This window comes from Streptomyces sp. NPDC008317, from assembly GCF_042955955.1.
GTDB lineage: Bacteria > Actinomycetota > Actinomycetes > Streptomycetales > Streptomycetaceae > Actinacidiphila.
Genome location: NZ_JBIBFQ010000005.1, coordinates 24,918 through 50,860 on the forward strand (window position 1 = coordinate 24,918; position 25,943 = coordinate 50,860).

Sequence of the window (25,943 nt, forward strand, 5' to 3'; positions counted from 1 at the left end):
TTCACTTCCTCCGGTTTCCGCCGACGACCGACTTGCCCGCGGGGAGGCGGACCTCGAACCCTCCGGTGAGCTTCGTGGTCCGGCCGGGTGCCAACTCCACGCGCCACACGCGCGCTCCGCGGACGTACGAGCCGTCCTGGCCCGTGAGCGGTTCCTCGGGTTCCGTCCAGGCCGGTCGCGCCCGGTGCTCCTCGATACGGACGTCCTTGTCGGTCGACACCGGTACGCGCTCGCGGACCTCGACGACGACGGGGTACGGCAGGCGGTTGGCGACCTCGATCTCCACGGTGTGGTCGAGGACGGTCGTGCCGCCGCGCAGTCCCGCGGTGGACTCGCGCATGTGGGTGCGGCGGGCCACCTGGACGCTCTCGGCCACGCCGACGCCGACCGCCTGCCGCTGTCCGGGGGCGAGGGTCGGCAGGGCCGCGGTGACGACGAAGTCGCCGTCCACCATGACGTCGGCCGGACCGGCGAGCAGCGCGTGCGGGGAGGTGTTGGTGACCAGGACGGTGCCGAAGACGGCCGTGTCCACCGCGGGGACGCACACGTGCAGCGACTCCGTGACGACCGGCACCTCGCTGACCGGCACGATGTGCCACGCGCCGTCGGACACCACGTCCGCGGGCGCGGCGGTGTCGAAGCGGTAGTCGAAGGAGCCGGCCGAGGTCCGTACGTCGACCGCGTGCGCGGGCCGCGGGAGGCGGCCGACGGTCTCGGCCCTGCGCCGGTACTCGGTGACCACGGTGGCGATCGGGGCGGCTTCCGGTCGCAGCGTGCCGCGCTCGGCGCCCGCGTCGGGACCCGCGACGGTCAGGCGGCCGTAGTCGAGCATGTCCGCGGACGGCGCGGTGGACGGCGGCGGTACGGGCGGCGCGGAGGCTTTGCGCCGGGCGCTGCGGGCGACGGGCGCCGACCTGCCGCGTGCGCGGTCCGTCGCGGGCTCGGCGTGCGCCTGGGACATGGGCGCCGCGGCGGCGAGCGGAGCCGGGGGCGGCGCCGCTCCCGGTGCGGGCACCGGGCCGCCGAACGAACCGCCGTAGCCGACGGCCTCGGCCGCGCCGCCGGGCTCCGCGGGTCCGTACGCGCCGCCCGCCGCCAGGTCCGGCGAGAGGTCGGCCTCTTCCAGGTCGTCCTCGACGCCGCCGAGCCACGCGTTCATGGACCTGGGGGCGCCCGGGCCCGACGGCCGGGCCGGACCGCGCGACGCGGCGGGGTGCGCCGCGGCGGCGCCGTCATAGCCGGTGAACAACTCGGCGAGCCCTGGCGGCGGTTCGCGCCATCCGGGGGTCTGCGGTTCCTGCTGGGCGCGGCCGATCCGCAGCGACCGCAGTTCGGGCAGGTCGGAGCGGCGCAGCAGGTCCGCGGTGGACAGCGCGAGACGTACGCCCGACCAGTCCTCGCCGGTGCGCTGGGCGACGCAGGCGCGCAGGACGAGCGTGCCCGCGCCGCTGGTGCCGTCCAGGCGGAGTTGGTAGGTGGGGACCCAGGTGGCGCCGGGGACGTGGTACTCGACCTCGACCTCCACGTCGATCTCGGCCGGGGCGTCGGCGGGTGTCCCGGCCTCGCCGGTCGGGGAGGTGTCCTCGCGGGTTTCGGGCGCGTCCGGTGCGTCGGCCGACGCGTCCGGTACGTCGGTCGCGTCGGTCACCTCGGAGGCCAGCGTCACGACCGCGCCGACGGCCGGGTCGGTGCGCTCGGCGCTCAGGGCGGTGGACGACTGGTGCAGTCGCGCCCGCAGGACGTCCACGTCGTGGTCGGCGCGCGCCAGTTGGTCCTCAGTGGCCCGCAACCGCTCGTGCAGGAAGCCGAGTCGGGTGTCGACGAATCCGGCCAGGGCGAGGAAGGACTCGACGGGCGCCCAGCGGGGCGGGTCGCCCCTGCGCGGCTGCGGCGGCTCCGCGCGCAGCGCCGCCACCTCCTCGATCTCGCTCTCCAGCCGGTACTTGCGGTCCTGGAGCCGGGACTGTTGGTCCTCGGCGTCCTCCAGATCCAGCCGCAGCGAGGGCAGTTGCTCGCCCCGGTGCACGGTGGCGCCGACGTCCAGCCGTACGTCGGTCACGCGCAGCCCGCGCGGTCCGTTCACCACCCGGCCGCGCAGCGACTGTTCGTAGAGCGTGGGCGGCAGGCCCTCGACGCGGACGGTGGTCTCGGCGGTTCCGGTCGGCACCGTGACGCGCGCGCGGCGGGTGACGACCGCTCCGGAGGCGTGCACGACGACCGAGGTCACCTCGGACTCAGCGGCGGACGGCTCGTTCGGCTCATCCGTGCCGCTCGGAACGGCTGCGCCCACCTTGTCTCCCCCACGCTCGGCCCGCGGCCGGTCTGCCCTGTAACGTCTCGGGGCCCGGACTCGTCCGTACCCTAGCCGAGTCCTCCTGGGCACGCCGAGGGTCGGTGCCGGTCCGGCGGCGCGGGAGGTCCGGCCGGTGACGGACGATCGCGAACGCCGTGTCTTAAGGGCCGGTTAAGAGCGGCTTATCAGCGCCTCGGGCCGATCGGCGTCCTCGCAGTTCGGGCACGTCACGGGCGTGCGGGCGGCTGTCCGGGCGGGTTGGCGGGCAGGGTGACCGTGCGTAGCATCGGGGCCGTCGGCGGCGGTCGTCGCTCCCGTGAGAGCGCTCCCCCGGCCACGGCCCCCGCCTCCCCCGACGCCGTACGCCCGGCCGCCGCCGACGCGAACCCTGATCTCCCCCACAGACAAGGTACGTAACCCATGGCTGCACACCGCGCACGCAGATGGTCGCTCGGCGGACTGGTCGTCCTGGTCGCCGCCGCTCTGGTGGCCGCCGTCCTGGTGGCGACGACCGGTCCCGGCACGTCGAGGGCGGACGCCGCCGAGGGCCGGCAGACCTGGTCCGACGAGTTCGACGGCCCCGCGGGCAGCGCGCCCGACCCCGCCAAGTGGACGCATGAGAAGGGTGGTTCAGGCAACGGCAACAACGAGTTGCAGTACTACACCGACAGCACCTCCAACGCCGCTCTCGACGGCGACGGGCACCTGGTGATCACCGCACGGCCCAACTCCGACACCGGGCTGTCCTGTTGGTACGGACCCTGCAAGTACACCTCGGCGCGGCTGAACACGGCCTCGACCTTCACGCAGGCGTACGGTCACTTCGAGGCCCGCATCAAGATCCCGCGCGGCCAGGGCATCTGGCCGGCGTTCTGGATGCTGGGCAGCGACATCGGCAGCGTCGGCTGGCCCCACAGCGGTGAGCTGGACATCATGGAGAACATCGGACGGGAGCCCGGCACCGTCCACGGCACGATCCACGGCCCCGGCTACTCGGGCGCGGCCGGTATCGGGTCCCCGTACACACTGCCCGGCGGCGCGGCCTTCGCGGACGACTTCCACACCTTCGGTGTGGACTGGAGCCCGAGCGCGATCACCTGGACGGTGGACGGCACGGTCTACCAGACGCGTACGCCGTCGGACGCGGGCGGCAACACGTGGGTGTTCGACCACCCGTTCTTCCTGATCCTCAACCTGGCGGTCGGCGGTGACTGGCCGGGCTCGCCCGACGGTTCGACGTCCTTCCCGCAGACGATGACGGTCGACTACGTACGGGCGTCGCAGTGGGACAGCGGCTCCGGCACGACGGCGGGCGGCGGCACCGGCGGGTCTGGCGGGTCTGGCGGGTCTGGCGGGTCTGGCGGCTCCGACCGGGTCGGTTCGATCAAGGGCATCGGCGGCATGTGCGTGGACGTGGCGGGCGGCTCGTCGGCCGACCGTACGCCGGTCCAGCTCCACGACTGCACCGGCAATGTGGCCCAGCAGTGGACGCTCGGCGCCGACGGGACGGTACGGGCGCTGGGCAAGTGCCTCGACGTGGACGGCGGTTCGACGGCGGACGGCGCGGTCGTGCAGCTCTACACGTGCAACGGCACCAAGGCGCAGCAGTGGAAGTACACCGACGCCCACGACCTGACGAACACGGGCGCGGACAAGTGCCTTGACGCGAAGGACAATGCGTCGGCGGACGGGACGCGGTTGCAGACCTGGACGTGCGGCGGGGCCGCCAACCAGAAGTGGATCTTCGGCTGACCCCTGGTCCGACGGCGTGGGGCGTGCCCGGTCCACCGGGCGCGCCCCGCGCCGTCTTTGGCCGGTTTCGGCGGTTCGCCCGGTTCGCTCGTGGGAGTACGGTCACCTTCCGGGAGCACCGACCGACAAGGAGTACGCCATGTCATGGGTGACCAGCGGCCTTCGGGCGCTCAGCGGCGAGATGCGCGCACGGTGGCACGGGTACTTCGTCGGCTACGGGCAGCAGGACTGACGCCCGCAGCAGGACCGGGCACCACTCGGACCGACAAGGAGGACGGCCACGATGTCATGGATCGTCAGGAGCCTTCGCGCGCTCAGCGGTGAGGCGCGTGCGCGGCGCAACCAGTACGGCGACAGGTACGGGCACAACGCCTGACGTCTTCTCCGCGCGGGGACGGGACGGGCGGCCGTACGCGGCGCGCGTTCCGTCCCGTATCCGACAAGGCGGGCGACCCGTGTTCCTCGACAGGAAGAGTCTGTGGCCGGACCTGCGGCGGTGGGAGGAGCAGGCGGCAGGCCGTGACGGGCCGTTCCGGCTGCGCTTCGGCACCCTGTTCGTGGCCGACGGCGGCGCGGCCCGTGACGTGCTGGTCGAGCAGGCGGGCGACTATCTGTCCCAGTCCGGATTCTTCCGCCTCGGGCCGGAGTCCCTGCCCCCGGCGGTCAGGGGCGAAGCCTCGCGTGAACTGCTCAGGGTCCTGGCCCGGCACGATCCCGCGTCGTCCTTCGACCTCGACGCGGCTCTCGGCGAGGTGTGTGACGGTCGCGGCCGTCTGCGGCACCAGCACTGGGGCGTCGAGGTGGTCCGGCGGTACTTCGCCCCCGTCATCGCGGACCGGAGCCACACCGCGATCAACGCGCTCGTCGACACGTATGTGACGTCGAGTGTGGTCGCCGACGACGTCGTCGGCCATGTGCTGAGACGCTCGCACCGTACGGTGCCCGCCGTCCGGGCCGGGCTCGCCGAACAGCTCGGGCGGCTGTCCGCTCAGGAGGATGGAGCGCGGGATCTGGTCGACCTCGTGCTGGGGCTGCCCGGCGAGCTGTCGACGGCCGATCGCGCGCAGGTGCTGCAACGCCTCGTGCTGTCCACGGTCGGCTTCACCGGCGTGACGCTCGAATGGGTGGTGCTGCTCGGGGTCCGGCACGGCTACAACACCCCGACGGTGCGGCGGGAGCAGGTCCACCACCTGGTCAGGGAAGCGCTGCGCCTGTATCCGACCGCCTGGCGGCTGATGAGAGTGGCCGCCGCCGACCACGAGATCGCCGGGGCCGAGGTCCGCGAGGGCGAGCACGTCCTCATCGGCACGCACGCGATCCACCGGTCGGCGGCCGTCTGGGAGGCGCCGCTGGACTTCCGCCCCTCGCGCTGGGAGCGGCCGACCGACGAACAGCGGCGGTCCTACCTGCCGTTCGGCAAGGGCGAGGGCATGTGTCCGGCGAGCGGCTTCGCCGTCAGGGCGCTCGAACACCTCGGCCACCTCATCCTGAGCGGCTACCGGGGCGAGGTGCGGCTGCGCACGCGCAGGCCGCATGTGCGTACGCTTCTGGCGCCGCCCGCCGGCTGGACCCGGCTCACCGCGCGAGCGGTACCGGCTCCCGAGCGCTGATTCGGCCACCGCGGCCCACGCCCTCGGCCGCGGGGCAGGACTCCTTCGTGGCCGCCGCGTCAGACCGGCGACTTGCGCAGGCGGGCCCGCCTGCGGTGCAGCGGTCCGCGCTTGGGCGGCGGTGAGGCGAGGCCGAAGCGGACGGCGACGCGGGTGCCGCCCATCGGGCCGCGGTCGATGTCCAGCGCGCCGCGGGTCGCGGCGGCGGCGCGGCGGGCGATGTCGAGGCCGAGGCCGGTGGACGCGGTGCTGGCGCCGCGGACGAGGGCGTCGTCGGGGTCCGGGATGCCGGGGCCCGCGTCCTCGACGGTGAGGGTGACGGACTGGGCGGCGCGCACCAGGCGCAGCGCGAAGGCGGTGCCGGGCGCGGTGTGCCGGAAGACGTTGCCGACGAGCGCGTCGATGACGGCGGCGAGGTCGTCCTCCGGCAGGTCGATCAGGGCGTCCTCGCCGGTCACTTCCACCAGGCAGGGGCGGCCCTGCTGTTCCGCGAGCGTCGTCCAGAATCCGGCGCGGCGGCGGACGATCACCGTGGCGGCGCACAACACCTGCTCGGGCCGGTCGAGTTGGGGCGCGCCCATGTGTCCGACGGCCAGCGGTGTGCGGGCCGCGGTGATGACGGCGTGCAGTTGTGTTTCGAGCTGGGCGACCGCGGCGGCCACGGGGGCGGCGTCCGGTCCCGTACCCATGCGTTCGGTGGCCAACTGGAGGGCGGTCAGGGGTGTCCTGAGACGGTGGGACAGGTCGGCGACCAATTCCCGCTCGACGGCGAGGAGTTCCAGCATGCGGGCGGCCATGGCGTTGAACGCCTGCCCGGCCTCGCGCAGTTCCGGCGGCCCCATGGGGTCGACGCGGGACTCCAGGTCGCCGCGGCCGAGCGCGTTGGCGGCGCAGGAGAGGTTGCGGGAGGACCGTACGACGCGGGAGGCGAGGCGGTCGGCGACCAGGACGGAGCCGACGACCAGGCCGACGGCGAGCAGCGCCATCACGGTCAGCGACGCGTTCACCCCGCGGTTCAGCTCGGCTTCGGGGACGAATTCCTCGACGACGGCGACCCGGCCCTGCGGCAGCACGACCGGCTGGAGGTAGACCCAGCCGCCGCCCGGCAGGTCCTGCGCCAGTGACTCGCCGTCGTGCTGTGCGCGCACCAGCAGGGAGTGGGGTGCGTGGCCCGCGCCGATGGAGCGGCCGTCGGGCTGGTGGACCGCCAGGTTTCCCGACGGGTCGAGGCCCGAGACGGCCTGCCGTACGGCGGCCGGGTCGTCGGTGAGCGTGAGGACCGGCGCCAGGGCGGCGGCGCGCTGCTCGGCTGCGGTGATCGCCTGGTTGCGGGCCTCGGAGCGGACCAGCAGGCCCAGCGGGATGAGGAAGGACAGGGCCACCATCGAGGTGACGGCCAGGGCGACCCTGGCGAGGGTCCCTCTCACCGCGGGGTCACCAGTTTGATGCCGACGCCGCGCACCGTACGCAGCAGGCTCGGCGCCGCCGCGCTCTCGCCGAGTTTGCGGCGCAGGGAGGACAGGTGGACGTCGATGGTCTGGTCCTCGACGTAGGGGTCGCGCCAGACCTCGGTGAGGATGTGCCGTTTGGACACGACGGTGTCGGCGTTGGCGGCGAGGAAGGACAGCAGGTCGAACTCGCGGCGGGTCAGGGGGACTTCGTGTCCGTGCAGGTGGACGGTGCGGGGTCCGGGGTCGATGCGCAGCGGTCCGAGGGTGACGGGCTCGCGCAGATTGGGGGCGCCGGTCCTGCCGTCGGGGCCCGCGGAGCGGCGCAGGACGGCGCCGAGGCGGGCGGTGAGCTGTCCGCCGGAGAAGGGTTTGACCAGGTAGTCGTCGGCGCCCGCGTTGAGGAGCCGGATGATCTCGGCCTCGTCGTCCCTGGCGGTGACGATCAGGACCGGTACGCGGGAGATGCCGCGGATCATGCGCAGCGCGTCGCCGCCGTCGAGGTCGGGCAGGCCGAGGTCGAGGATCACCGCGTCCAACGGCGTTCTGGTCGCCTCGCGCAATCCGCTGAATCCGTCGGCGGCGCTGCGGACTTCGTGCCCGTCGCGGGTGAGTATCCCGATCAGTTCGGCACGTATGCCGGGATCGTCTTCTACGACAAGGACGCTCGCCATGCGGCACACCGTAACGGATCGGCCATGATGGCCCGGTGCCCCGGTCCTTGCGCCATTTCCTGATCTGGCTGTCGTGCACGGTCCTCACCGTCACGGCGGTGTCGTTGACCGTGCGCTTCGTGGTGGGTTCGACGGCGCCGCTGCCGCCGTCCGCGCGGGATGTGGCGGCCGGGATCGCCACCAACTCGCCCAGTTCCGTGGTGATCGGCTCGCCGACGGCCACGCCCCGGCAGTCGCCGACGCGGACCCGCAAGCCCACGGTGTCGCCGTCCCCCTCGACCCGTCGCCCGACGGCGACCGCGACCAGCCCGTCCTCCGCGCCGGCCGCGCCGCCGTCGACCGCCTCCCGGCCGCCGGACTGCGAGGGGGGCGCCGGGACGCACAGTTTCGAGTCGACAGGCGGTCAGGCGTCGATACGGTTCGGCGCGGACGCGGTGTGCCTGGTCTCGGCGGTGCCCGCGATCGGCTTCACCACGAACACCCGGCAGAGCGCGCCGGACACCCTCACCATCACCTTCACCGGGGCGCGCCACCGCTCGGAGTTGACGGCGACGCTGCGTCCGCAGGCCAAGGAGGTCACCAGCGAGGTGTCCTGGTGAGGCGCGGTGTCCGCGGTTCTTCGCCCGCCCGGCCGGGGGCGGGGCTCAGCGGTGTCCGCGGTCCTGCGGACGCCCGGCCGGGGGCGGGGCTCAGCGGAATCTGCGGCTTTCCTTAGGGGAACGTGAAGTTGGGCTCGGCCGGCGGATCGGACGGCTCCGGCGGCCTAGGGTCGTGCCCGCCGGACCGTTCCTGTGAGCGGGTCCCCCTCACGACACGTCTCCCCCACCACGAGGTGCCAGCGATGAGTTCGTCCCGCCGTGCCCACTCCCGTAACTCCGCCCATGGCCAGCACAGGGCGAGGCGCAAGCCGCGGATACGCATGGCGGTGACCGGAGCCGCGGCCCTGGCCGTACTCGGTGGCGGCACCGCCTTCGCCTGCCTCGGGGCACCGCATCAGGGGTCGCCCACCGCCGGGCACAGCGGCTCCGGCTCTGGCTCCGGCTCCGGCGACACGAGCGCGTCGGCCGGACACAGGCCCGGCGGCAAGCCGGCCGGTTTCCGGCCCACCGCCCCCGCCGCGACCATCTCCACCACGCACCGCCCGCGCCCCGGACGGCCGAGCCCCAAGCCGACGGCCACGCCGACCGGCACCCCGGTGACCACCGCGCCCACGACGGCGGCGCCCAGCCCCTCGGCGACGACTCCCGCACCGCCCGCCACGACGAACCCGCCGGGCGCCGGGGACGCCGTGCGGCAGGTGCTCGACCTGATCAACCGCAATCGCGCCGCGGAGGGCCTCGCCCCGTACACGCTGCTCGAAGGGCTCAACAAGAGCGCCGCCGCGCACAATCAGGTGATGGCGTCCGGCTGCGGCCTGTCCCACCAGTGCCCGGGCGAACCGGCCTTCGGTGACCGCGAGACGGCCGCCGGGGTGCACTGGACGTCGGCGGGCGAGAACATCGGCGAGGGCGGCGGTGTGGGCTCCTCCGCCTCCGCGATCGCCGCGAGCGCGGTCGGTCTGACGCAGATGATGCTCGACGAGAAGGCCCCCGACGACGGCCACCGCCGCAACATCCTCAGCAGCGGCTACACGCACATCGGCATCGACGTCTACCGCGACGGTTCCGGCACGGTCTGGATGACGCAGGACTTCTCCAACTGACCGTCGCCGCCCCCTACTTCCTTCCCGCCCGGTGCCGCGAACCCCACAGCGCGGCACGTTCCCGTCGGCCGGGGCCGACCTCCCCCCGGCCCCGGCCGACGGATGTCCGACCGGCCGCGCCGTTCCCTCGCGGGTCTCCGGCAGGGGTGAACGGGCCGCTCACGCGGTGTGGTTGTCCGGCTGGAGGGCGGCGGCCAGGGCGGTCGGGCCGTGGGCGGTGGACCCTTGGGCGTACGCGGCGGCGTACGCCTGGTCGCCGAGCGCCGCGCGGGCCGTCTCCTCGCAGCGCTCGCGCACCAGTTGGAGTTCCGGCGCGCCGCGCTGCGGGTGGCCGACGCTGCGCCAATAGGCGCCGCCGGTGCCGTAGACCGACGCGGCCTGCTCGGCCCGGCCCTCGGCGGCCAGGGCCGCGGCGAGCAGGTCGAGGCCGAGCGCGATGCCGAAGGCGTCCCCGATGAGGCGTTTGCTCTCCAGCATGGTGCGGGCGTAGCCGATGGCCTCGGTGGGGGCGCCGGAGAAGAGGGCGACGACGGAGAGCTGGTAGTCCAGGTAGGAGCGGGTCCAGACCTCGCCGGTGCGTACGCAGTGCTCGCGCAGTTCGAGGGCCCGCTCGCGGCCTTCGGCGAAGTCCCCGAGGGCGGTGAGGGAGAGCACTTCGACGAGGTTGCAGCGCAGCCGGTCCGGGGAGTCGAAGGCGAAGCCGGGCGCGCCGCCGAGCGCCGCGCGTACCGCGTCCAGTGCCTTGCGCGGCTGGCCCATGAGCAGACCCAGCAGGCCGGTGAGGCAGGCGGCGGCGATCCGCTCCTCCTGGTCGCCGCCCGCTTCGGCCGCGGCCTCCACCTCGGCGCTGATCTCGGTGGCCAGGGCGTAGTCCCCTTGGAGGGTGACGGTGGCTCCGAGGCCGGTGAGCGCGCGGGCGCGGGCCCGGTCCTGCGCGGTGTGCAGTTCCAGGGCGCGCTCCAGATAGGAGCGGGCTTCCTTGAGGTGGCCGCAGCAGGTCCAGAAGTAGACCAGCAGCCCGGCCAGTTCGGCGGCCTGCGCCGGGTCGTGGACGAGCCAGTGGTCGAGGGCGGAGCGCAGGTCGGGGTGGGTGTCCTCGATCACCCGGTAGCCGAGGAGCTGGTCGGGGCTCGACCAGCTCCCGTCCGCCCAGCGGGCGAGGCCGGTGAAGTAGTCGGCGTGACGGCGGGCGGTCGCGGCGGACTCGCCCAGCTCGCGCAGCCACTCACCGCCGTACTCGCGGATCGTGTCGAGCATGCGGTAGCGCTCGCGGTGTCCTGCGCCGCTCGACGCGTCCTCGGCGGGGGCCGTCCTGATGATCACCGACTGGGTGACCAGCCGTTCCAGGGTCGGCGCGACGTCAGCGGCGCGCAGCGGGCCGCCGGTGGCGACCGCTTCCGCGGCGGCCAGGTCGAAGGCGCCGCGAAAGACGCTGAGCCGGGCCCAGAGCAGCCGTTCCTGCGGGGTGCACAGCTCGTGGCTCCAGCCGATCGCGGTGCGCAGCGTCTGGTGGCGCCGGGGCCAGACGAAGCCGGTGCGGGACAGGACGTCGAAGCGTGAGCCGAGGCGGTCGGCGACGTCGGCGACGGTGGCGGGGCCGACCTGGGCCGCGGCCAGTTCGATGGCCAGCGGTATCCCTTCGAGGCGGCGGCAGATGGTCGCGGCGGCCTCCGCCGCGCCGGGTTCCGCGAGCGGGGTGTGGCCGAGGCGGCCGGTGACGCGCTGGTTGAAGACGGCGAGCGCGTCCTGTCCTTCTGCCGACAGCGGTGCGACGTCGATCAGTTCCTCCACGGCGGAGGCCAACGGGCGGCGGCTGGTGGCCAGTACGGTCAGGCCGGGCGCGGCCGTCAGCAGTTCTCCGACGAGGTGGGCGCACGCCTCGACCAGGTGCTCGCAGGAGTCGAGCACGAGTAACAGGCGCTTGTCGGCGAGCCATTCGCACAGTGCCTCGACGGGCCCCCGCGGTGAGTGGTCGGCGAGGTCGACGGCGTCGCTGACGGTGGCGAGCAGCAGGTGGGGGCTGTCGAGGGTGGCGAGGTCGGCCCACCAGGTGCCGTCGGGGAAGCGGGAGGAGTCGGTGTCTTCCGCAGAACCGATTCGCCGGTCCGCGCCCGGCTCCTGTTCCGCGGCGACTTCCACGGCGACGCGGCCGACCGACGCGCGCGCCGCCGCCCGCAGCGCGAGCCGTGTCTTGCCGACTCCGCCGGGCCCGGTGAGGGTGATCAGCCGGCGGTGTGCCAACGCCATGTCCAGCCGCGCGAGTTCCGCCGTACGGCCGACGAAACTCGTTGTCTCCTGCGGAATGTGCCCCTTCATGGCCACAGCCTGACACCGACCGACCGCGGAGGGAAACGGGCCGTCGTGGTGAAGCTCGGCGCGAGTGCCTCATGAGGGCGCGTCAGGCGGCGTACGCGGAACCGGACTCGGGCCGGTCCCGCGGGTCGCGCGCTTCACCCGTACTGACGGAGAGTCACCCGGTGAACCAGGGGTTCCCGCCGCCGAGGGACCAGACGGAGACTTTGGTGACGCCCAGTGAGGTCAGCGCCCCCAGCTTGGAGTTGAGCGCGGTGCTGTCCACGTAGTCGTAGAGCTTTCCTCCGGAGACCCAGCGGATCTCTCCGGAAGAGGCGTCGCGACGGGCGGCGATCGTGCTCGGGTCGGTGGAGAAGCCGGGGCTGTGCTTCATGTCGCTGAACTGGATGTTGCCGGTGACCGCGTCCAGGTCGCACGGGTCGGGCGCGCTGATGCCGTACGAGGGCAGGGCGATGACCAGCCGCGACGGGTCCGGGATCTTGCTCTGCGCGTACCGCGTGACCTGCTTAAGCCAGGCGAGCGGGGTGATCGGCAGGCAGCGGCTGCCGGGCGCGGTGTCGAACTCCTCGTCGTACGCCATGATGTCCAGTTCGTCGACGCCCTTGGCGCTGACGGCGGCGTAGTCGTAGAAGGCGGCGTCCTCGGTCATCGCGGGCGCGTCGACCACGAGCTTCTTGCCCTGCGCGTGCAGGGAGGTCGCGAGCTGGCCGAGGAAGGTCTTGTAGTTGGTGAAGTCGGCGGCGCTCCAGGACCAGTAGTCCTCCATGTCGACGTCCACGCCGGTGAGTTGGTTGGTGACCACGAAGGAGGTGAGCTGCGAGACGGCGTCGCTTCGGTTGGCACTGCTGCTGACCAGGGCGTGGACGTCGGCGGTGGTCATGCCGGAGACGGTCGGGTACTGGTAGGCGGAGTGCGCCTTGAGGTCGGCGACGTTGGCGGCGCTGTAGGTGTTGCAGAGCCCGGCGGCCGTGGTCTCCAGGCTGACCTTGCCCTTGCCGGTGACGCTCCAGTACTCGGGTTTGAGCGCGCCGTTCTTGACCCGGTTGTCGGCGTATTCGCTCGGCGCGGTGCAGGTGGAGTCGCCTGCGGAGCCGGGGTAGAGCCAGGTCTGTAGCTGTACGGCGGAGGCGGCGGTACGGGCGGCGGGCGGCCGGTGGGCGGCGCCGCTCGACGCGGCGGCCGACGTACCGGGTCCGGACGTACCGCTGTCGGTCGTCATGGCGCCCGCGGCCATGGCACCGGCGAGGGCGGCCGAACAGGCGGCGGCCGTGGCGAGGATGAGCCTGCGACGAAGCATGATCCGTCCCTTCGGGGCGTGGGGGTGCGTCGCGTCGGCCGGGGGCGGCGGCGCGGGGTGGGGGGTGACGGAGGAGTCGTAGGTGGGCGCGGGGGCTACCCGTTGTCGTTCCAGTAGGGGTCGAGGACCAGGGTGTCGGCGCCCGGTACGCGCGAGGCCGCCGACCAGGAGCCGCCCAGGACGCGTCCGCTGTCGGGCTCGGGGGCGAGCGACAGTTCGGTGAGGATGCGGTACCGGTCGCCCCGGTAGACGGAGCGGGTGAACTCCACGACGCGCCCGTCCGCGTCCCTGGCGGCGCGTTCGAAGAGCAGGGCCGGGGTGTGGACGGGCACGCCGAGCAGTTCGGCCTCGGCATCGTCCACCACGGTCGGTTCGATGAGCTGTGAGGCGCGGGTGAGCAGGATGCCGTACCGGCTGCCGAGCAGGCGGTAGAAGGAGTCGGTCTCCAGGTCGTGGGCGGTGAGGCCGGGGACCAGCGCCAGCGGTACGTGCAGCGTCTCGACGCACATCGGGTCGCCGTCGACCAGCCGCAGCCGGGCGATCCGCAGGATCCGGTCGGCCGGGGCGGCGCCGAGGCGGCGGCCGATCCTGGGTCCGGCGGCCATGGCGGTGAACTCCACGGTGCGGCTGGTCCACGCGCCGTCCACACCGCCGACGCCCAGGCTCGGTCCCGGCCCCGCGGCCGGGCCCAGGCGCTGGGCGACCTTGTCCTCGGCGACGAAGACGCCGCGCCCGTGGGCCCGGATCAGCAGTCCGTCGCGCACCAGGTCGTCCATCACCGAGCGCAGCGTCGGGCGGGAGACCTCCAGGGTCTCGCAGAGCTGGCGCTCACCGGGCAGCGGTCGTCCGGTCGCGGTCTCCTCGACGAGGTCGAGGAGGTGAGTACGGATCCGCTGCCGCTTCTCCCAGCGGCTCTCGCTGCTGACCATGGGCCCACCAGTCCTGTCCGCGCGGGGCGGGTGCCGGTGTCTCGGCGTCCGGACGCCGAGGTGTTCGGCGACGCACCGATGATGGACCCCGTTCTTACCACTGGTCAATATGTGGTCAACGAATCCGCGCCGGAGTCAGCGGACAAAGGTCGGGGGACAAAGGTCAGCGGGTACGGGTCAGCGGGAAAAAGGTCAGCGGGTACGGGCGGCGCGCTCCGCGTTCTTCTCCTTGATCCGCACCGCTTCCTTGCGGACCTCCGCCTGCACGGCACGCTCCTCGACCAGCCACTGCGGCTGGTCCCGCTTCAGCGCCTCGATCTCCTCGGTGGTGAGCGCCTCGGTCACGCCGCCGCGCGCGAGACCCGCGATGGACACGCCGAGTTTGGACGCGACGACGGGGCGGGGGTGCGGTCCGTTGTGCCGCAGTTCCACCAGCCACTCGGGGGGATCGGCCTGGAGCGCGTTGAGCTCGGTGCGCGAGACGACACCCTCCTGGAACTCGGCGGGTGTGGCCTGGAGGTACACACCCAGCTTCTTCGCCGCTGTCGCGGGCTTCATGGTCTGGGCGGTCTGCTGCGACGTCATGCCGTCAAGGGTAACGAGCGCGTGCGCCGCCTCCGACCACCAGCGGATAACCTGCTGGGGTGACAGGTTCGGAAGTACCTCCTTCGTTCCGGCTCGCATACGTTCCGGGCGTGATGCCGACCAAGTGGGTGCGGATCTGGAACGAGCGACTGCCGGAGGTCCCGCTCACCCTGGTCCCGGTGCCCGCCGCCGAGGCGTTCGGCGCGCTGCGGGACGGCGGCGGGTCCGGCGCGGACGCCGGATTCGTACGGCTGCCGGTCGACGGCGCGGACCTCAGCGCGATCCCGCTCTACACGGAGACGACGGTGGTCGTCGTCCCCAAGGACCACGCGGTCGCGGCGGTCGACGAGGTGTCGCTGGCCGATCTCGCGGACGACATCGTGCTGCGTCCCCTGGACGACACCCTCACCTGGCAGACGCCGCCGGGGCGGCCCGCGAAGGAGCGGCCCGCCACCACGGCGGACGCCGTGGAACTGGTCGCGGCGGGTGTGGGCCTGCTGATCGTCCCCCAGTCGCTCGCGCGGCTGCACCACCGCAGGGACCTCACCTACCGTCCGGTCCCGGACGCGCCCGAGTCCCGCGTCGCCCTGTCCTGGCCGCAGGAGGAGACCACGGATCTGGTGGAACACCTCATCGGCATCGTGCGCGGTCGCACCGTCAACAGCACGCGCGGCCGGCCGCTCCCGGAGCGGTCCGCACCGGGGGCGAAGGTCGCGAAGGCCACGGACAAGGCGAAGGACAAGCGCCCGGACAAGGTGTCGCAGGCGCGCCGCAAGCCCGCGCCGGGCCGGGGTTCCGCAGGCAAGGGCGGCAAGAGCGGCGGTACGGGCGGCGCGAAGCGCGGCAAGCCCCGCCGCCGCCCGTAGCCGGACCGGGGTCCCGGTCCCCCGTACGGCAGCGCGGTCGGGCCGGACCCGCCATCGAGGCACCGTCCGGCCGACCGCGATCACGTGGACGATGCGTGCCGGAGGCGGGTCGTCAGCTCGCGGGCGTCACGACGATGGCGTTGACCTGGGCCTGGTTGGCGGAGCCGCGGGTGAAGTCGAGGGAGAGGGTGCCGGAGGCGTCCACGGTGACGGGGAAGTCCTTCTCGACGCCGAAGGCTTCCTGGCCGTCCGCGCCCGCCGCCACGGCCGCGCCGATGATGTCGAAGTCGGTCAGGACCTTGGCGCCGTCGATCGTGACGTCGAACTCACGCTGACCGGAGTGGGTGTAGTACCAGTCCATGAAGTAGAGACGGACCTGGAAGTCGGCGCCCGGGGTGAGACCGGGGATGCTGGAGGAGGAGTCCCCGACGCGTGAGGTGTTCCAGATGTCGGCGGGGATCGGGTGGGCCACGGTCCGTCCCCAGTTCGGGAAGCTGGGAGCGCCTGCGGGAATGGTGTCGGGCCTGCCGCCGGTGCCGGTGTCCGCGATGAAGTCGCCGCCGCCCGCGCCGCCGAGGTCGATCGACACCCCTGGTGCCACGTCGGCGTGAGCGGTCCCCGCGGTCACGAGACCGCCCAGCACCATGCTCAGAGGGAGCCTCCGGCCGGGCGCCTCGCGCGGCCGACGAGGTGGCGCGCGGGCCGGACCGGCCCCTGCCGGCCCATGGATCACCGGCGCCCGGACGGCGATACTGGGGGCATGACGTTCGTCGTTTTCATGACCCTGCCCGGTCTGGTCATCCTGCTGACCCTGGTGGCCTTCGCCGATCAGATGCTCATGCGGGCCGGGCGGGCCGGAATCCTGCCGTGGCGCGGTCCTGGCCGCCAGGGGCAGATCTCGTCCACCGGCTTCGAGATGCTGCACGCGAGCTTCTCGCCGGGCAAGCAGAACGAGTTGAAGGAGCGGCAGTCGGCCCTCGTGCTGCGGGACGACGAGGAGGACGGCGCGCCCGCGAACCGTACGACCGTCGATCTCCAGCGCGGGACCGCGGTCGTACGGATGGCGCGGCCCCACTCCTGAGGCGCGGCCTTTTCGGAACGCCTCTCGCCTAGGACGGCACGCGGCTCGCGACCGCCGCGTCCAGTCGGCTCACTTCGTCCTCCCCCAGGTGCAGTTCGGCGGCGCGGGCGGAGTCGAGGATCGTCTCGGGGCGGCGGGCGCCCGGTATGGGGATGAGGGCCGGGCTGGTGGACAACAGCCAGGACAGCGCGGTGCGTTGCGGGCTGGCGTCGTGGGCGCGGCCGATCTCGGTGAAGGCGGCGGTGAGTTCGTCGTCCTTCGTGCCGATGGTGCCCAACGGCCGCCAGGCCAGGAACGCCAGACCGAGTTCCTCCGCGCGGCGCAGGACCGCGCGGTGCTGTACGGCGCTGGGTGAGAACTCGTTCTGCACGGCGACGAGGGCGTCACCCAACAGCTCGTGTGCCTGGTCGAGTTCGGCGACGGTGACGTTGGAGACACCGACCGAGGTGACGGTCCCGTCCGCGACCAGCCGGAGCAGCGCCGTCAGCGAGTCGGCGATCGGCACCACGGGGTCGGGTGCGTGCAGGAAGAACAGCTCGATACGGTCCAGGCGGAGCCGGTCGCGGGACGCGGCGGCCGAGCGGACGAGGTGGTCGGGGCTGCTGTCGGTGAGCCACCGCCCGTCGCCCGGTCTGACCCGGCCCGCCTTCGTCACCACCGTGACTCCGGAGGCGTCGCCGTCCCAGCTCTCCAGCGCGTCGGCGATCAGCGTCTCGTTGTGGCCTACTTCGTCGGCACCTGTGTGGTAGGCGGAGGCGGAGTCGATGAGGGTCACTCCGGCGTCGAGCGCGGTGTGGATCGTCGCCGTGGCGCGGGCGCGGTCCGGGCGCCCTTCGATGGACAGCAGCATGCCGCCAAGGCCGACCGGGAAGACCTTCGAACTCCCGCACGCGCGGGTCGGGTTGGTGAGGTGCGGTGGGTGGTGCATACGGCTCCCTGTCTCGTGTGATGGTGCTGCCGCGTGCGGCGCCGGGGCCCTGGCGGCGCCTAGCGGCGTACCGCGAGGCGGCCCCGTGAGAAGACGGCGGCGACCTCGGCCTCCGGGTCCGCCAGCCGCTCGACGTGGACAGCGGGGTTGTGGCGGGTCAGGACGATGTCGGCGCGGGCGCCGGGCGCGAGCACACCGAGTTCACCGGCCGCGCCGAGCAGCCGGGCGCCGGTGGTGGTGGCGCTGCGCAGCACCGCCCAGCCCGGCTGCACCCTGGCCCGCAGCGCGAACTCCCGCGACTGGTGGACGTGCATCGCGCCGAGCAGGTCGGTGCCGAAGGCGATCGGGGCGTCGGCGGCGTGGGCGTGGGCCAGCGCGGTGAGGCCGCTGTCCCGGACGGCCGCGACCTTGGCGGTGCTCGCGGGCGGAAGCCCGTGGAGCGGACCCTCCTGCGCCAGCACCGTGTACGTCACCAGCGTCGGCACGTAGTACGCGTCGTGCTCGGCGAACAGCCGGGCCTCGTCCGGGCCGATCAGATTGCCGTGCTCGATGGTGCGTACGCCCAGGCGCAGCGCGCGGGCCACCGCCTGCGGGGTGTAGGCGTGCCCGGCGCAGTAGACGCCCGCCCGCGCGGCCTCGTCGACCGCCGCGCGGATCTCGTCCTCGCTGTACTGCGGGGTGTCGATCCGGTCGGTGGGGCTGGAGATCCCGCCGGAGAGCATGAGTTTCACGAACGACGCCCCGGACCGTACGCCTTCGCGTACGGCGGTGCGCAGTGCGTCGGGTCCGTCGACGATCCGGCCGATGCCGGGCACGGCCGGATGGTCGTCGGCGTGGTAACGGCCACGGGGGCGCAGGTCGCCGTGGCCCCCGGTCTGCGACAGCGCCTTGCCGCACACGTACAGCCGGGGTCCTGGCGCCAGCCCCTCGTCCAGGGCGTCGGCCAGCCCGGCGTCGGCGCCGCCCGCGTCCCGGACGGTGGTGAAGCCGCGTTCGAGCATCGCGCGCAGTTCCCGTAGCGCGTGGGCGGTGACGTAGCTGGGCGCCATCCCGGTGTCGGCCCACTCGTCGGCGGTCACCGAGGTGACGTGCACGTGGCAGTCGATGAAGCCGGGGACCGCGTACAGGTCGGTGCCGTCCACGTCGCCGGGCGCGAGTGGGTCGGGGGTGTCGGCCGTGACGGCGGTGATCCGGTCTCCTTCCAGGGTGATCCGCCGGTCCCTGAGGATCTGTTCGCTCTCGGGGTCCACCACGTGGACGTGTCTGATGTCCATGCCGGTACGCCGCTCCTCGTCTCCGCTACACCGGTCGCCCGCTGGCTCGCGCCCCTGCGCTCAGGCGCCGAACAGCTCGTCGACGGTGGTCGTGGTGCCGGCGTTGCCGACCATGAAGCCGTAGTCGCCCGGCGCGGTGCGGGAGTAGCCCTCGCGGCTGAGCACCAGGATGTTGGAGTCGTACGGCGCGACGAGCTGTTCCAGCGTCTCGAAGGTGTACGGGTCCACGACCTCGCCCAGCACCGTGCCCCCCTTGATGACCTCGCCGAGCCGGTCAGGGGTGAAGTGGGAGATCATCGTGCCGCCCTTGGTCGGGCGCAGCGTGACGAGTTCGGTCATCACCGTCTGCTGCTCGACGATCGCCTCGGGGGCGCCTTCCAGCATGCCGATGCCCTTGAGCATGTTGCGGCCCTGGCGTACGGCCTTGTCGAGGAAGGCGTCGGTGAGCTGCCCGCCGCCGCCCAGTTCGCAGACGGTCGAGGAGATGCCGTTCTTGATCGCCCAGGCGTTGGAGGTGCCCTCGTAGGGCTCGTGGTGGTAGAGCAGCGCGGCGCCGAAGGACGTGGCCATCTCCCGGCCGTCGTCCATGATGTAGGAGTACTCGACCGTGGAGTACAGGCCGCTGGAGTGGAAGTCCACGAAGTAGTCGGCCTGGAGCATGATCTCGGCGAGCACGGCGGCCAGTTGCTCGGTGACCGAGCCGTTGCGGTCACCGGGGAAGATGCGGTTGAGGTTGAGGCCGTCCTGCGGGGTGAAGCGGGACATCGCCGCGTACGCGTACGGGTTGGCCACCGGTACGGCGACGATCGTGCCCGCCAGTTCGGCGGGGTCGACCGACGAGACGAACCTGCGGATCTCCTCGGGTCCCATGGCCTCGTCGCCGTGGACGCCGCCGAAGGCGACCAGGGTGGGCCCCGGCCGGGCGCCGGTCAGGCGGTGGACGGTGAGCGCGAGGTCGTGCCCGTTGTCCACGCGGGTGACGGGGACGGTCTCGACGGTGTGGCCGGGCTGCGCGGCCGGGGTACCGGTGGCTGTGGTGTCGCTCATCCGCTGTGTCTCCTTGCTGATACGGGTACTGATACGGGGATCGGTGCTCGGGTTCTGGTCGTCGCCGGGGCCGGGGACGGTGTCCCCGGCCCCGGCGGGGGTCACCGCATGTCGCCGATCGCGGACGCCTCCTGGCGCAGCGCGGGAACGGCTCCTTCGGCGAGGTCGAGGGTGAAGCGGGCGGCGGGTCCGCTGATGGAGAGTCCGGCGACCGCGACGCCGTCGGGGCCGACGACGGCGGCGGCCCGGCAGCGCAGGCCCACGCTGTAGGTCTCCTCGTCCACGGCGTAGCCGCGCCGCCTGGCCTCCTCCAGCTCCGGCTGCATCTTCTCCAGCGTGGCCTCGGGGTCCGCCACGTCGGCGCCGCGCAGCAGCGCGAGCTGCCGGGCGCGGGGCAGCCGGGACATGATGGCCTTGCCGAGCGCGGAGTTGTCGGGCGGTATGAACTCGCCGATGCGGTTCACCGCGCGCAGCGGCTGCTCGGACTCGGTGCGGGCGATGATGAACATGCTGTTCCCGACGATGCGTCCGGCGGTCGTGCTCTCGCCGGTGACGCCGGTGAGCAGCCGGGTGGCCTGCTGGAGGCGGTCGTTGCTGTAGAGGTGTTCGCTGACGGCCGCGGCCATGGCGGCGAGCCGTCGGCCGGGCACGAAGCGGTGCGAGGTGGTCTCGTTGAGGAAGCCCCAGGTGACGAGCTGGGCCGTCAGCCGGGACACGGTGGACAGCGGCGCGTCGGCCGCCGCCGCCAGTTCGGTGAGGGTCAGCGGTGCGCCCTCGGCGACCACGGACTGCTCCAGCAAGTTGAGGATGCGCCCCATGTAGCTGGGTGACTTGGTGTTCTCGCTGGGGGCCGGTACGGGGACTTCGGTGTCCTCTGCCATGGGTACGTGCGTCTCCTGTCGTCCCAAGTCGGTTGCGTTGGGCGGCTGTTCGGGCGGGTCGGTCACCATCCCGTGGCCCGTCCCGGGCGCCGCGGGTCGCAGTATCCGTGGCGGTGGCCGTCCGCGTCGACTTCCACCGCGTGGACGGATCCGAAGTGCCAGAAGTAGGGGGTGGTCAGTCGTACGTCGGCGCCGTAGCGGGTGGCGAGCGCGTCGAGCACCCGCGGGTCGACCCGTGCCTCGACGGTGAACGGCTGGTCGGTCTGGACGCCCTGGAAGCGCGGCGCGTCGATCGACTCGGCCAGGTCGAGGCCGTATCCGAGATGGTTGGCCAGGACGATCGCGGTGGCGCGCGCGGACAGGCCCGGTGACCCGAGGGCCAGGTGCGGGGTTCCGTCGCGGGCGACCATGGTGGGCGGGAAGGGCGACAGGACGCGCCGCCCTTCGCCGTCGCCGGTGCCGGGGAAGCTGTTCCCGCTGTTGACGTGGACGCCGTCCACGACCAGGCCGGTGCCGAAGGTGGTGCCGTAGACGCTGTGGGTGAGCGACGCCATGTTGCCCGCGCCGTCCACCGCCACGACGTGGTCGGTGTTGTGGGTGTGCGGCGCGCCGGGCGGCCGGACCGTACCGCCGCTCGCGGGCGCCGGGTCGCGTCGGGTGTTGCCGCGGATCAGCGCGGCCAGCGACGCCGTGAAGTCGGGCGAGAGGAGTTCGTCCACCGGGACGTCGAAGGACAGCGGGTCCTTCACGAAGCGCTCGGTGAAGAATTCGGCGAACGCCATGGCGCGTCGCAGCACTTCGAGGGCTTCGGCGTCGCGGGTGTAGTGGCCCAGGGCGGGCAGGTCGAAGTGTTCCAGGATGCCGAGCACGAGGCCGATGAGGATGCCCGCGGACGACGGGGGCGGGGCGCCGACGATCTCGTGGTCCCGGTAGGCACGCCGCACCGGGCGGCTCGCGCGGGCGGTGTAGTCGTCGAGGTCGCGGGCGGTCACGGTGCCGCCGGTCTCGCGGACCGCGGCCACGAAGCGCGACGCCCACGCGCCGCGGTAGACGTAGTCGGGGCCGTCGGCGGCGATCCGCCGCATCGTCTCGGCCAGCGCCGGGCGGACCAGCCGCTCCCCGACGGGCGGTACGTGGCCGTCGGGCAGGAATTCGGCGCGGCCCGAAGGGTGCGCCGCCAACCGGCCCGCGGCGGCCTCGAATGCCTCGCCGTACAGGAAGGAGTACATCGGGAAGCCGGCGGCGGCGACCTCGACGGCGGGTGCGAAGTAGTCGGCCCAGGGGATGCTGCCGTGGCGTTCCATGGCCAGGTGCATGCCCGCGACCGCGCCGGGGACCGCGACGCGGCGGCCGGAGGAAGCGCCGAGGGCGCCGTCCACCGTCACGTAGTGGTCCCAGGTGGCGGAGACCGGCGGGCTGTCGCGGGTGTGGTCGAGTTCGCCGTCGATGTAGTCGTAAGCGCGCCGGGCGGCGTCGTAGTAGAGCACGGACATGCCACCGGCCAGGGTGGTCATCTGCGGTTCGACCACGCCTTGCAGGGGGACGGCCGTGAGCACCGCGTCCATGGCGTTGCCGCCGCGCCGCAGGACGTCGAGCATCGCGTCGGCGACGGCCGGGTGCATGGCGGAGACCATGGCGGTGCCGCCGTGGGCGGAGTCCTTCCGCCCCTGTTCGAGTGCCCGGTCCACGACCGGCCGCTGGCCCGCCGTCATGCCGGTCCGCTCCCCTGGTCCGCCGGTGCGCCAGGACCCGGCTGCGGGAGCGGCGCCGGGCCGATGCCCATCGCGGAGGCCACCAGGCCGACCGGCGGGGAGCCGAAGGCCATCAGCTCACGGTGGAAGCGCGGCAGCGTGAAGCCGCTGCCCCACGCGGTCTTCGCCTGGTCGCGCAGCCGCCGCATGAGGACCTTGCCCCAGGTGTAGCGGATGTACGTCGGCTCCCACACACCGCGCAGCGCCTCGGCCCGCGCGGCCGGTCCCGCCAGGAACGCCTTGCGTTCGAAGAGGGCGATGGCGTCGTCGAGGGTGAGGGCGCCGGTGTGGATGCCGAGCGCGGCCTGGACGCGGACGACCCGCATCATGGCTTCCTGCGCCATGCCGAACTGGTAGAGGGGGCTGTCGTCCTGGTAGCCCTCCTCCCACATCATCTCCTCGGCGTAGTGCGCCCAGCCCTCGAAGAACAGCTCGGACCAGAGCGTCTTGCGGATCGGCCGGTCGACCTTGCCCATCATCAGGGCGTGGCTGCAGTGGCCGGGGCCGATCTCGTGGACGGCCATCACGGCCATCGCGGGCCGGTTGAACCGGGACAGCCAGGCGCGGTGGTCGTCGAGCGACCAGTGCGGCGAGGGTCCGGTCACGTGGAAGAGCGAGTGGCCGCGCGTCTCCCACGGCGCGGTCCAGCTCACCCGGCCCGCGGCCCAACTCCGCGCGGGCGGGCTGGGTTCGATGACGCACGCCTCGTCGACGATGGGCACCAGTTCGCGCTCGCGCACGAAGCGCGCGGCCAACGCGACCTGGGCCTGGGTGTCGGCGAGGATGCGCGGGAAGTCGCCGTGGTCGGCGCGCACCCGGGCGCTGAGCCGCCGGGTCCTGGCGGCCGGGTCGTCGGCGCCCGCGGGGTCGAGCCGGGCCGCGGCGTCGTCCAGGATGTCGCTCATCCGCGCGTACTCGCTGTCGGCCATGGCGGCCAGTTCGTCCAGGTCCACCGGGACGCGGTCCTCGCAGCCGAGGAGCGCGGTGAGGTCGGCCCTGCCGAGTCCCGCTGCCGGAGCGGCCTCGCGCGCCGCGCGTTCGAGGTGGGCGGTCAGCCGTTCCAGCGCGGCCAGGGCGCGTACGCCGTCCTCGCCGTCGTCGGCGCGGACCTCGGCGGCCATTCCGCGCGCCGCGGGCAGGAACATCCCGGCGACGGAGGACGACAGTTCGTCCAGCGCCTCGATCGCGTTGTCCACGGCGTCCGGCCAGAGCCGCAGGTGGCGGCGCCTGGCCCGCACGCGTACCGCCTCGTCGTCGTAGGGCCGGTCGTACGGCGACAGGTCCAGCGCCTCGATGTGGACCCAGGGGTCCCAGCGGTGCTGACGGATACGGCCGAACCGGGTCCGCATCGCGTTCTCGGTGGCGGCGAGCTGTGCTTCGTCGTGCGCGTCGTCCAGCGCGGGACCGCCCAGCGCGGCCAGCGCCGAGGCCACCCCGGCAGGCGACAGGTCGACGATCGTGCCGTCGTACTCGTCGTGCAGTCCTGAGTATTCGCGCAGGTAGGCGGCGTCCAGGTCGCAGACGTGGCGCAGCCGTGGGAACAGCTCAGCCATCGGTGGTCTCCTTGGTCGTACGAAGGCGGGTGGTGTGCGGGTACGCGGACGCGGGTGCGGCGTGGCCCGATGCGGTGGTGGCGGTCGGTCACAGCTCCAGTCGTCGGCCGCGCTGGACGACACGCAGGAGCAGGGCGCCGAGTCCGACGACGAGCACCGACAGCGCGGTCATGATCGTGGACAGGGCCGCGGGGGTCGGGTCCTGGTAGTTGTTGAGGTAGCCGTACATCCACACCGGCAGGGTCTGCTGGTCGGAGGTGAGCAGGAAGATCGACAGGTCGATCTCGTTGAAGCTGACGAGGAAGGCGAAGACGCCGCTGATGAGCAGGGCGGGCGCGATCTGCGGCAGCGTCGTGCGCAGGAAGGCGCGCAGCGGCGAGGCGCCGAGGTCGATCGCCGCGTAGTCCAGGGTGCGGTCGGCCCGGGTCAGGGCGGCGGACAGCAGCACGATCACGAACGGCACGGTCGCCACGGTGTGGGCGAGGACCACCGCCCACCTGCCGGAGGGCAGACCCGCCCGGGCGAGCAGCATGAACACGGCGAAGCCGAAAGCGATCTTGGGCACCACGACGGGTGAGAAGAGCGCCGACTGCACCACCCCGCTGCCCCGGAAGCGGTAGCGGACCAAGGCGACCGCGCCGGCGGAGCCGAGCAGGACGGCGAGCACCGCGACCAGCGCCCCGATCCACAGGCTGCCGACGAAGGCGTCCATGACGCCGTCCTGGTGGTAGAGGTTGGTGTACCAGCGGGTGGAGAAGCCGGGCGGCGGCCATACCCCGTAGGAGACCGACGACAGCGAGCTGATCACGACGATCGCGGCGGGCACGAGCTGGAAGGCGTACAGCACGGCCATCCACACGCCGAGTCCGCGGATGCCGCGGGGCGGCGAGGGGCTGATGGTGACTCCGCCCTGGTCGGCCTCGGCGAACCGGCGCTGGAGGAGGACGAACGCTCCGGTGGAGACCAGCGCCAGGATCAGCAGCACCAGGGCGCAGACGGAGGCGCCCGGATAGTCCGTGGTGCCGACCAGGGAGTAGATGCTGGTGGACAGGGTCGCGACCCGCCCGCCTCCCAGGAGGCTGGGGGCGGTGAAGCTGGAGATGGTCAGGGCGAAGGTGAGCTGGCATCCGGCGATCAGGCCCGGCGCGCTCAGCGGCAGGGTGATCGAGCGGAAGGTGCGCCAGCGGGAGGCGCCGAAGTCGTCGGCCGCGTCGGCGAGGGTGCCGTCGATCTGCCGGAAGGTGCTGCTGATCGGCAGGACCATCAGCGGCAGCAGGGTGTGCACGAGGGCGATGACGACGGCGCTGCGCTCGTAGAGCAGGTGGACGGGGCCGATGCCGAACAGGCCGAGCGCGGAGTTGAGGAAACCCTCCTGGCCGAGCAGCAGTTGCCAGGCGTAGACGCTGGCGATGCCGGAGAAGACCAGCGAGGAGAAGACCACCGCGTATCCGGCGTTGCGCCAGCCGGTCCGCTTGGTGTGGTGCAGTGCCAGGGCGGTGAGGTAGCCGACGACCGCGGTGATCGCGGTGACCAGCAGACCGACGAGTACGGTCTGCCAGATCACCGACCAGTAGTAGGAGCTGGTGAGGACTTTCGTCCACGTGGCCAGGGTGTTGGTGGTGTTGACGCCACCGGGTTGGTACTTCTGCAGGGAGTACTCGACGAGCGACTCCATGGCGAAGGCGAACACCGCGAGCAGCAGCACGATGCTGGGCGCGAGCAGGAGCAGTGCGGTGCGCCGGTCGCGGCCCTTGCCGGTGAAGGCTTTGGGCTGCGCTCGGCGGGGTCCCGGCTTCTCCGGGGCCGGGCTCTCCGCCGTGGCCGTCGCCGCCCCGCTCACCGGGGCGGCTTCTCGTATGCCGCCTGGAGGGTTGTCCGCCATCGTGCAGGTCCTTCCGGTCGTGGGGTGGACGTCGTCGGGGCTGAGCCGTGAGAACCGGGCTGTCGGAACCTGTCCGT

General features: G+C 72.9%; 21 protein-coding genes. 6 read left to right on the top strand and 15 right to left on the bottom strand.

Annotated elements, in window-relative coordinates:
- Window position 1: 1 nt before the first annotated feature.
- Window positions 2-2,290, bottom strand: a complete 2,289-nt coding sequence (locus ACFY9V_RS17260) for a DUF4139 domain-containing protein (protein WP_391161774.1) — start codon at window positions 2,288-2,290, stop codon at window positions 2-4.
- Window positions 2,291-2,713: 423 nt separating this feature from the next.
- On the opposite strand from ACFY9V_RS17260, the gene ACFY9V_RS17265 reads away from it, so the two are divergent.
- Window positions 2,714-4,045, top strand: a complete 1,332-nt coding sequence (locus ACFY9V_RS17265; RefSeq protein ID WP_391161775.1) for a ricin-type beta-trefoil lectin domain protein — start codon at window positions 2,714-2,716, stop codon at window positions 4,043-4,045.
- A gap of 455 nt (window positions 4,046-4,500) precedes the next feature.
- Window positions 4,501-5,655: a cytochrome P450 gene (locus tag ACFY9V_RS17270; protein WP_391161776.1), complete on the top strand. Its 1,155-nt coding sequence runs from the start codon at window positions 4,501-4,503 to the stop codon at window positions 5,653-5,655.
- A gap of 59 nt (window positions 5,656-5,714) precedes the next feature.
- On the opposite strand, the gene ACFY9V_RS17275 is transcribed toward ACFY9V_RS17270, so the two are convergent.
- On the bottom strand, window positions 5,715-7,082 hold the full coding sequence (locus tag ACFY9V_RS17275) for a HAMP domain-containing sensor histidine kinase (protein ID WP_355348472.1): 1,368 nt from the start codon (window positions 7,080-7,082) through the stop codon (window positions 5,715-5,717).
- A complete protein-coding gene (locus ACFY9V_RS17280) occupies window positions 7,079-7,777 on the bottom strand; it encodes a response regulator transcription factor (RefSeq protein ID WP_355348469.1) in 699 nt (232 codons plus the stop codon). Before ACFY9V_RS17280 ends, ACFY9V_RS17275 begins: the two co-directional genes overlap by 4 nt.
- A gap of 35 nt (window positions 7,778-7,812) precedes the next feature.
- Between ACFY9V_RS17280 and ACFY9V_RS17285 the strand changes: the two genes are divergently transcribed.
- Together ACFY9V_RS17285 and ACFY9V_RS17290 are read left to right on the top strand one after the other, a co-directional pair.
- On the top strand, window positions 7,813-8,376 hold the full coding sequence (locus ACFY9V_RS17285; protein WP_391161778.1) for a hypothetical protein: 564 nt from the start codon (window positions 7,813-7,815) through the stop codon (window positions 8,374-8,376).
- Window positions 8,377-8,696: 320 nt separating this feature from the next.
- A complete protein-coding gene (locus ACFY9V_RS17290; RefSeq protein ID WP_391161779.1) occupies window positions 8,697-9,479 on the top strand; it encodes a CAP domain-containing protein in 783 nt (260 codons plus the stop codon).
- Between the two features lie 159 nt (window positions 9,480-9,638).
- Here ACFY9V_RS17290 and ACFY9V_RS17295 read toward each other — a convergent pair whose 3' ends face one another.
- From ACFY9V_RS17295 to ACFY9V_RS17310, 4 genes are all read right to left on the bottom strand, one after another.
- A complete protein-coding gene (locus ACFY9V_RS17295) occupies window positions 9,639-11,795 on the bottom strand; it encodes an ATP-binding protein (protein ID WP_391161781.1) in 2,157 nt (718 codons plus the stop codon).
- Between the two features lie 154 nt (window positions 11,796-11,949).
- On the bottom strand, window positions 11,950-13,089 hold the full coding sequence (locus tag ACFY9V_RS17300; protein WP_391161782.1) for a glycosyl hydrolase family 18 protein: 1,140 nt from the start codon (window positions 13,087-13,089) through the stop codon (window positions 11,950-11,952).
- Between the two features lie 95 nt (window positions 13,090-13,184).
- The gene (locus ACFY9V_RS17305; RefSeq protein ID WP_391161784.1) at window positions 13,185-14,018 is read right to left on the bottom strand and encodes a UTRA domain-containing protein; all 834 of its coding nucleotides are present in this window, start codon (window positions 14,016-14,018) and stop codon (window positions 13,185-13,187) included.
- Between the two features lie 192 nt (window positions 14,019-14,210).
- Window positions 14,211-14,603 carry a DUF5997 family protein gene (locus ACFY9V_RS17310; RefSeq protein ID WP_391161785.1) on the bottom strand — a complete coding sequence of 131 codons (393 nt, stop codon included), beginning with the start codon at window positions 14,601-14,603 and terminating at the stop codon, window positions 14,211-14,213.
- A 59-nt stretch (window positions 14,604-14,662) separates the two neighbouring features.
- Here ACFY9V_RS17310 and ACFY9V_RS17315 point away from each other — a divergent pair, with 59 nt between their 5' ends.
- Window positions 14,663-15,469 carry a LysR substrate-binding domain-containing protein gene (locus tag ACFY9V_RS17315; protein WP_391161786.1) on the top strand — a complete coding sequence of 269 codons (807 nt, stop codon included), beginning with the start codon at window positions 14,663-14,665 and terminating at the stop codon, window positions 15,467-15,469.
- Window positions 15,470-15,581: 112 nt separating this feature from the next.
- On the opposite strand, the gene ACFY9V_RS17320 is transcribed toward ACFY9V_RS17315, so the two are convergent.
- A complete protein-coding gene (locus tag ACFY9V_RS17320) occupies window positions 15,582-16,097 on the bottom strand; it encodes a malectin domain-containing carbohydrate-binding protein (RefSeq protein ID WP_391161787.1) in 516 nt (171 codons plus the stop codon).
- Between the two features lie 132 nt (window positions 16,098-16,229).
- Here ACFY9V_RS17320 and ACFY9V_RS17325 point away from each other — a divergent pair, with 132 nt between their 5' ends.
- Window positions 16,230-16,550: a DUF6191 domain-containing protein gene (locus tag ACFY9V_RS17325; RefSeq protein ID WP_391049977.1), complete on the top strand. Its 321-nt coding sequence runs from the start codon at window positions 16,230-16,232 to the stop codon at window positions 16,548-16,550.
- A 28-nt stretch (window positions 16,551-16,578) separates the two neighbouring features.
- Here the strand turns inward: ACFY9V_RS17325 and ACFY9V_RS17330 are convergent, their stop codons facing one another.
- From ACFY9V_RS17330 to ACFY9V_RS17360, 7 genes are all read right to left on the bottom strand, one after another.
- On the bottom strand, window positions 16,579-17,478 hold the full coding sequence (locus ACFY9V_RS17330) for an aldo/keto reductase (RefSeq protein ID WP_355348439.1): 900 nt from the start codon (window positions 17,476-17,478) through the stop codon (window positions 16,579-16,581).
- A gap of 59 nt (window positions 17,479-17,537) precedes the next feature.
- Window positions 17,538-18,752, bottom strand: coding sequence for an amidohydrolase family protein (locus tag ACFY9V_RS17335; RefSeq protein WP_355348436.1), 1,215 nt, complete (start codon window positions 18,750-18,752; stop codon window positions 17,538-17,540).
- A gap of 60 nt (window positions 18,753-18,812) precedes the next feature.
- Window positions 18,813-19,799, bottom strand: coding sequence for a M14 family metallopeptidase (locus tag ACFY9V_RS17340; RefSeq protein ID WP_355348433.1), 987 nt, complete (start codon window positions 19,797-19,799; stop codon window positions 18,813-18,815).
- Window positions 19,800-19,900: 101 nt separating this feature from the next.
- Window positions 19,901-20,680, bottom strand: a complete 780-nt coding sequence (locus tag ACFY9V_RS17345) for an IclR family transcriptional regulator (protein ID WP_355348430.1) — start codon at window positions 20,678-20,680, stop codon at window positions 19,901-19,903.
- 62 nt (window positions 20,681-20,742) lie between these two features.
- Window positions 20,743-22,392 (bottom strand): gamma-glutamyltransferase, encoded by a 1,650-nt coding sequence (locus tag ACFY9V_RS17350; protein WP_391161788.1) that lies wholly within the window; start codon window positions 22,390-22,392, stop codon window positions 20,743-20,745.
- On the bottom strand, window positions 22,389-23,984 hold the full coding sequence (locus tag ACFY9V_RS17355; RefSeq protein ID WP_391161789.1) for a DUF885 family protein: 1,596 nt from the start codon (window positions 23,982-23,984) through the stop codon (window positions 22,389-22,391). The genes ACFY9V_RS17350 and ACFY9V_RS17355 overlap by 4 nt, the downstream gene beginning before the upstream one ends.
- A gap of 88 nt (window positions 23,985-24,072) precedes the next feature.
- Complete coding sequence (locus ACFY9V_RS17360; protein ID WP_391161790.1) at window positions 24,073-25,866, bottom strand: ABC transporter permease subunit; 1,794 nt, start codon at window positions 25,864-25,866, stop codon at window positions 24,073-24,075.
- Between the last annotated feature and the right edge of the window lie 77 nt (window positions 25,867-25,943).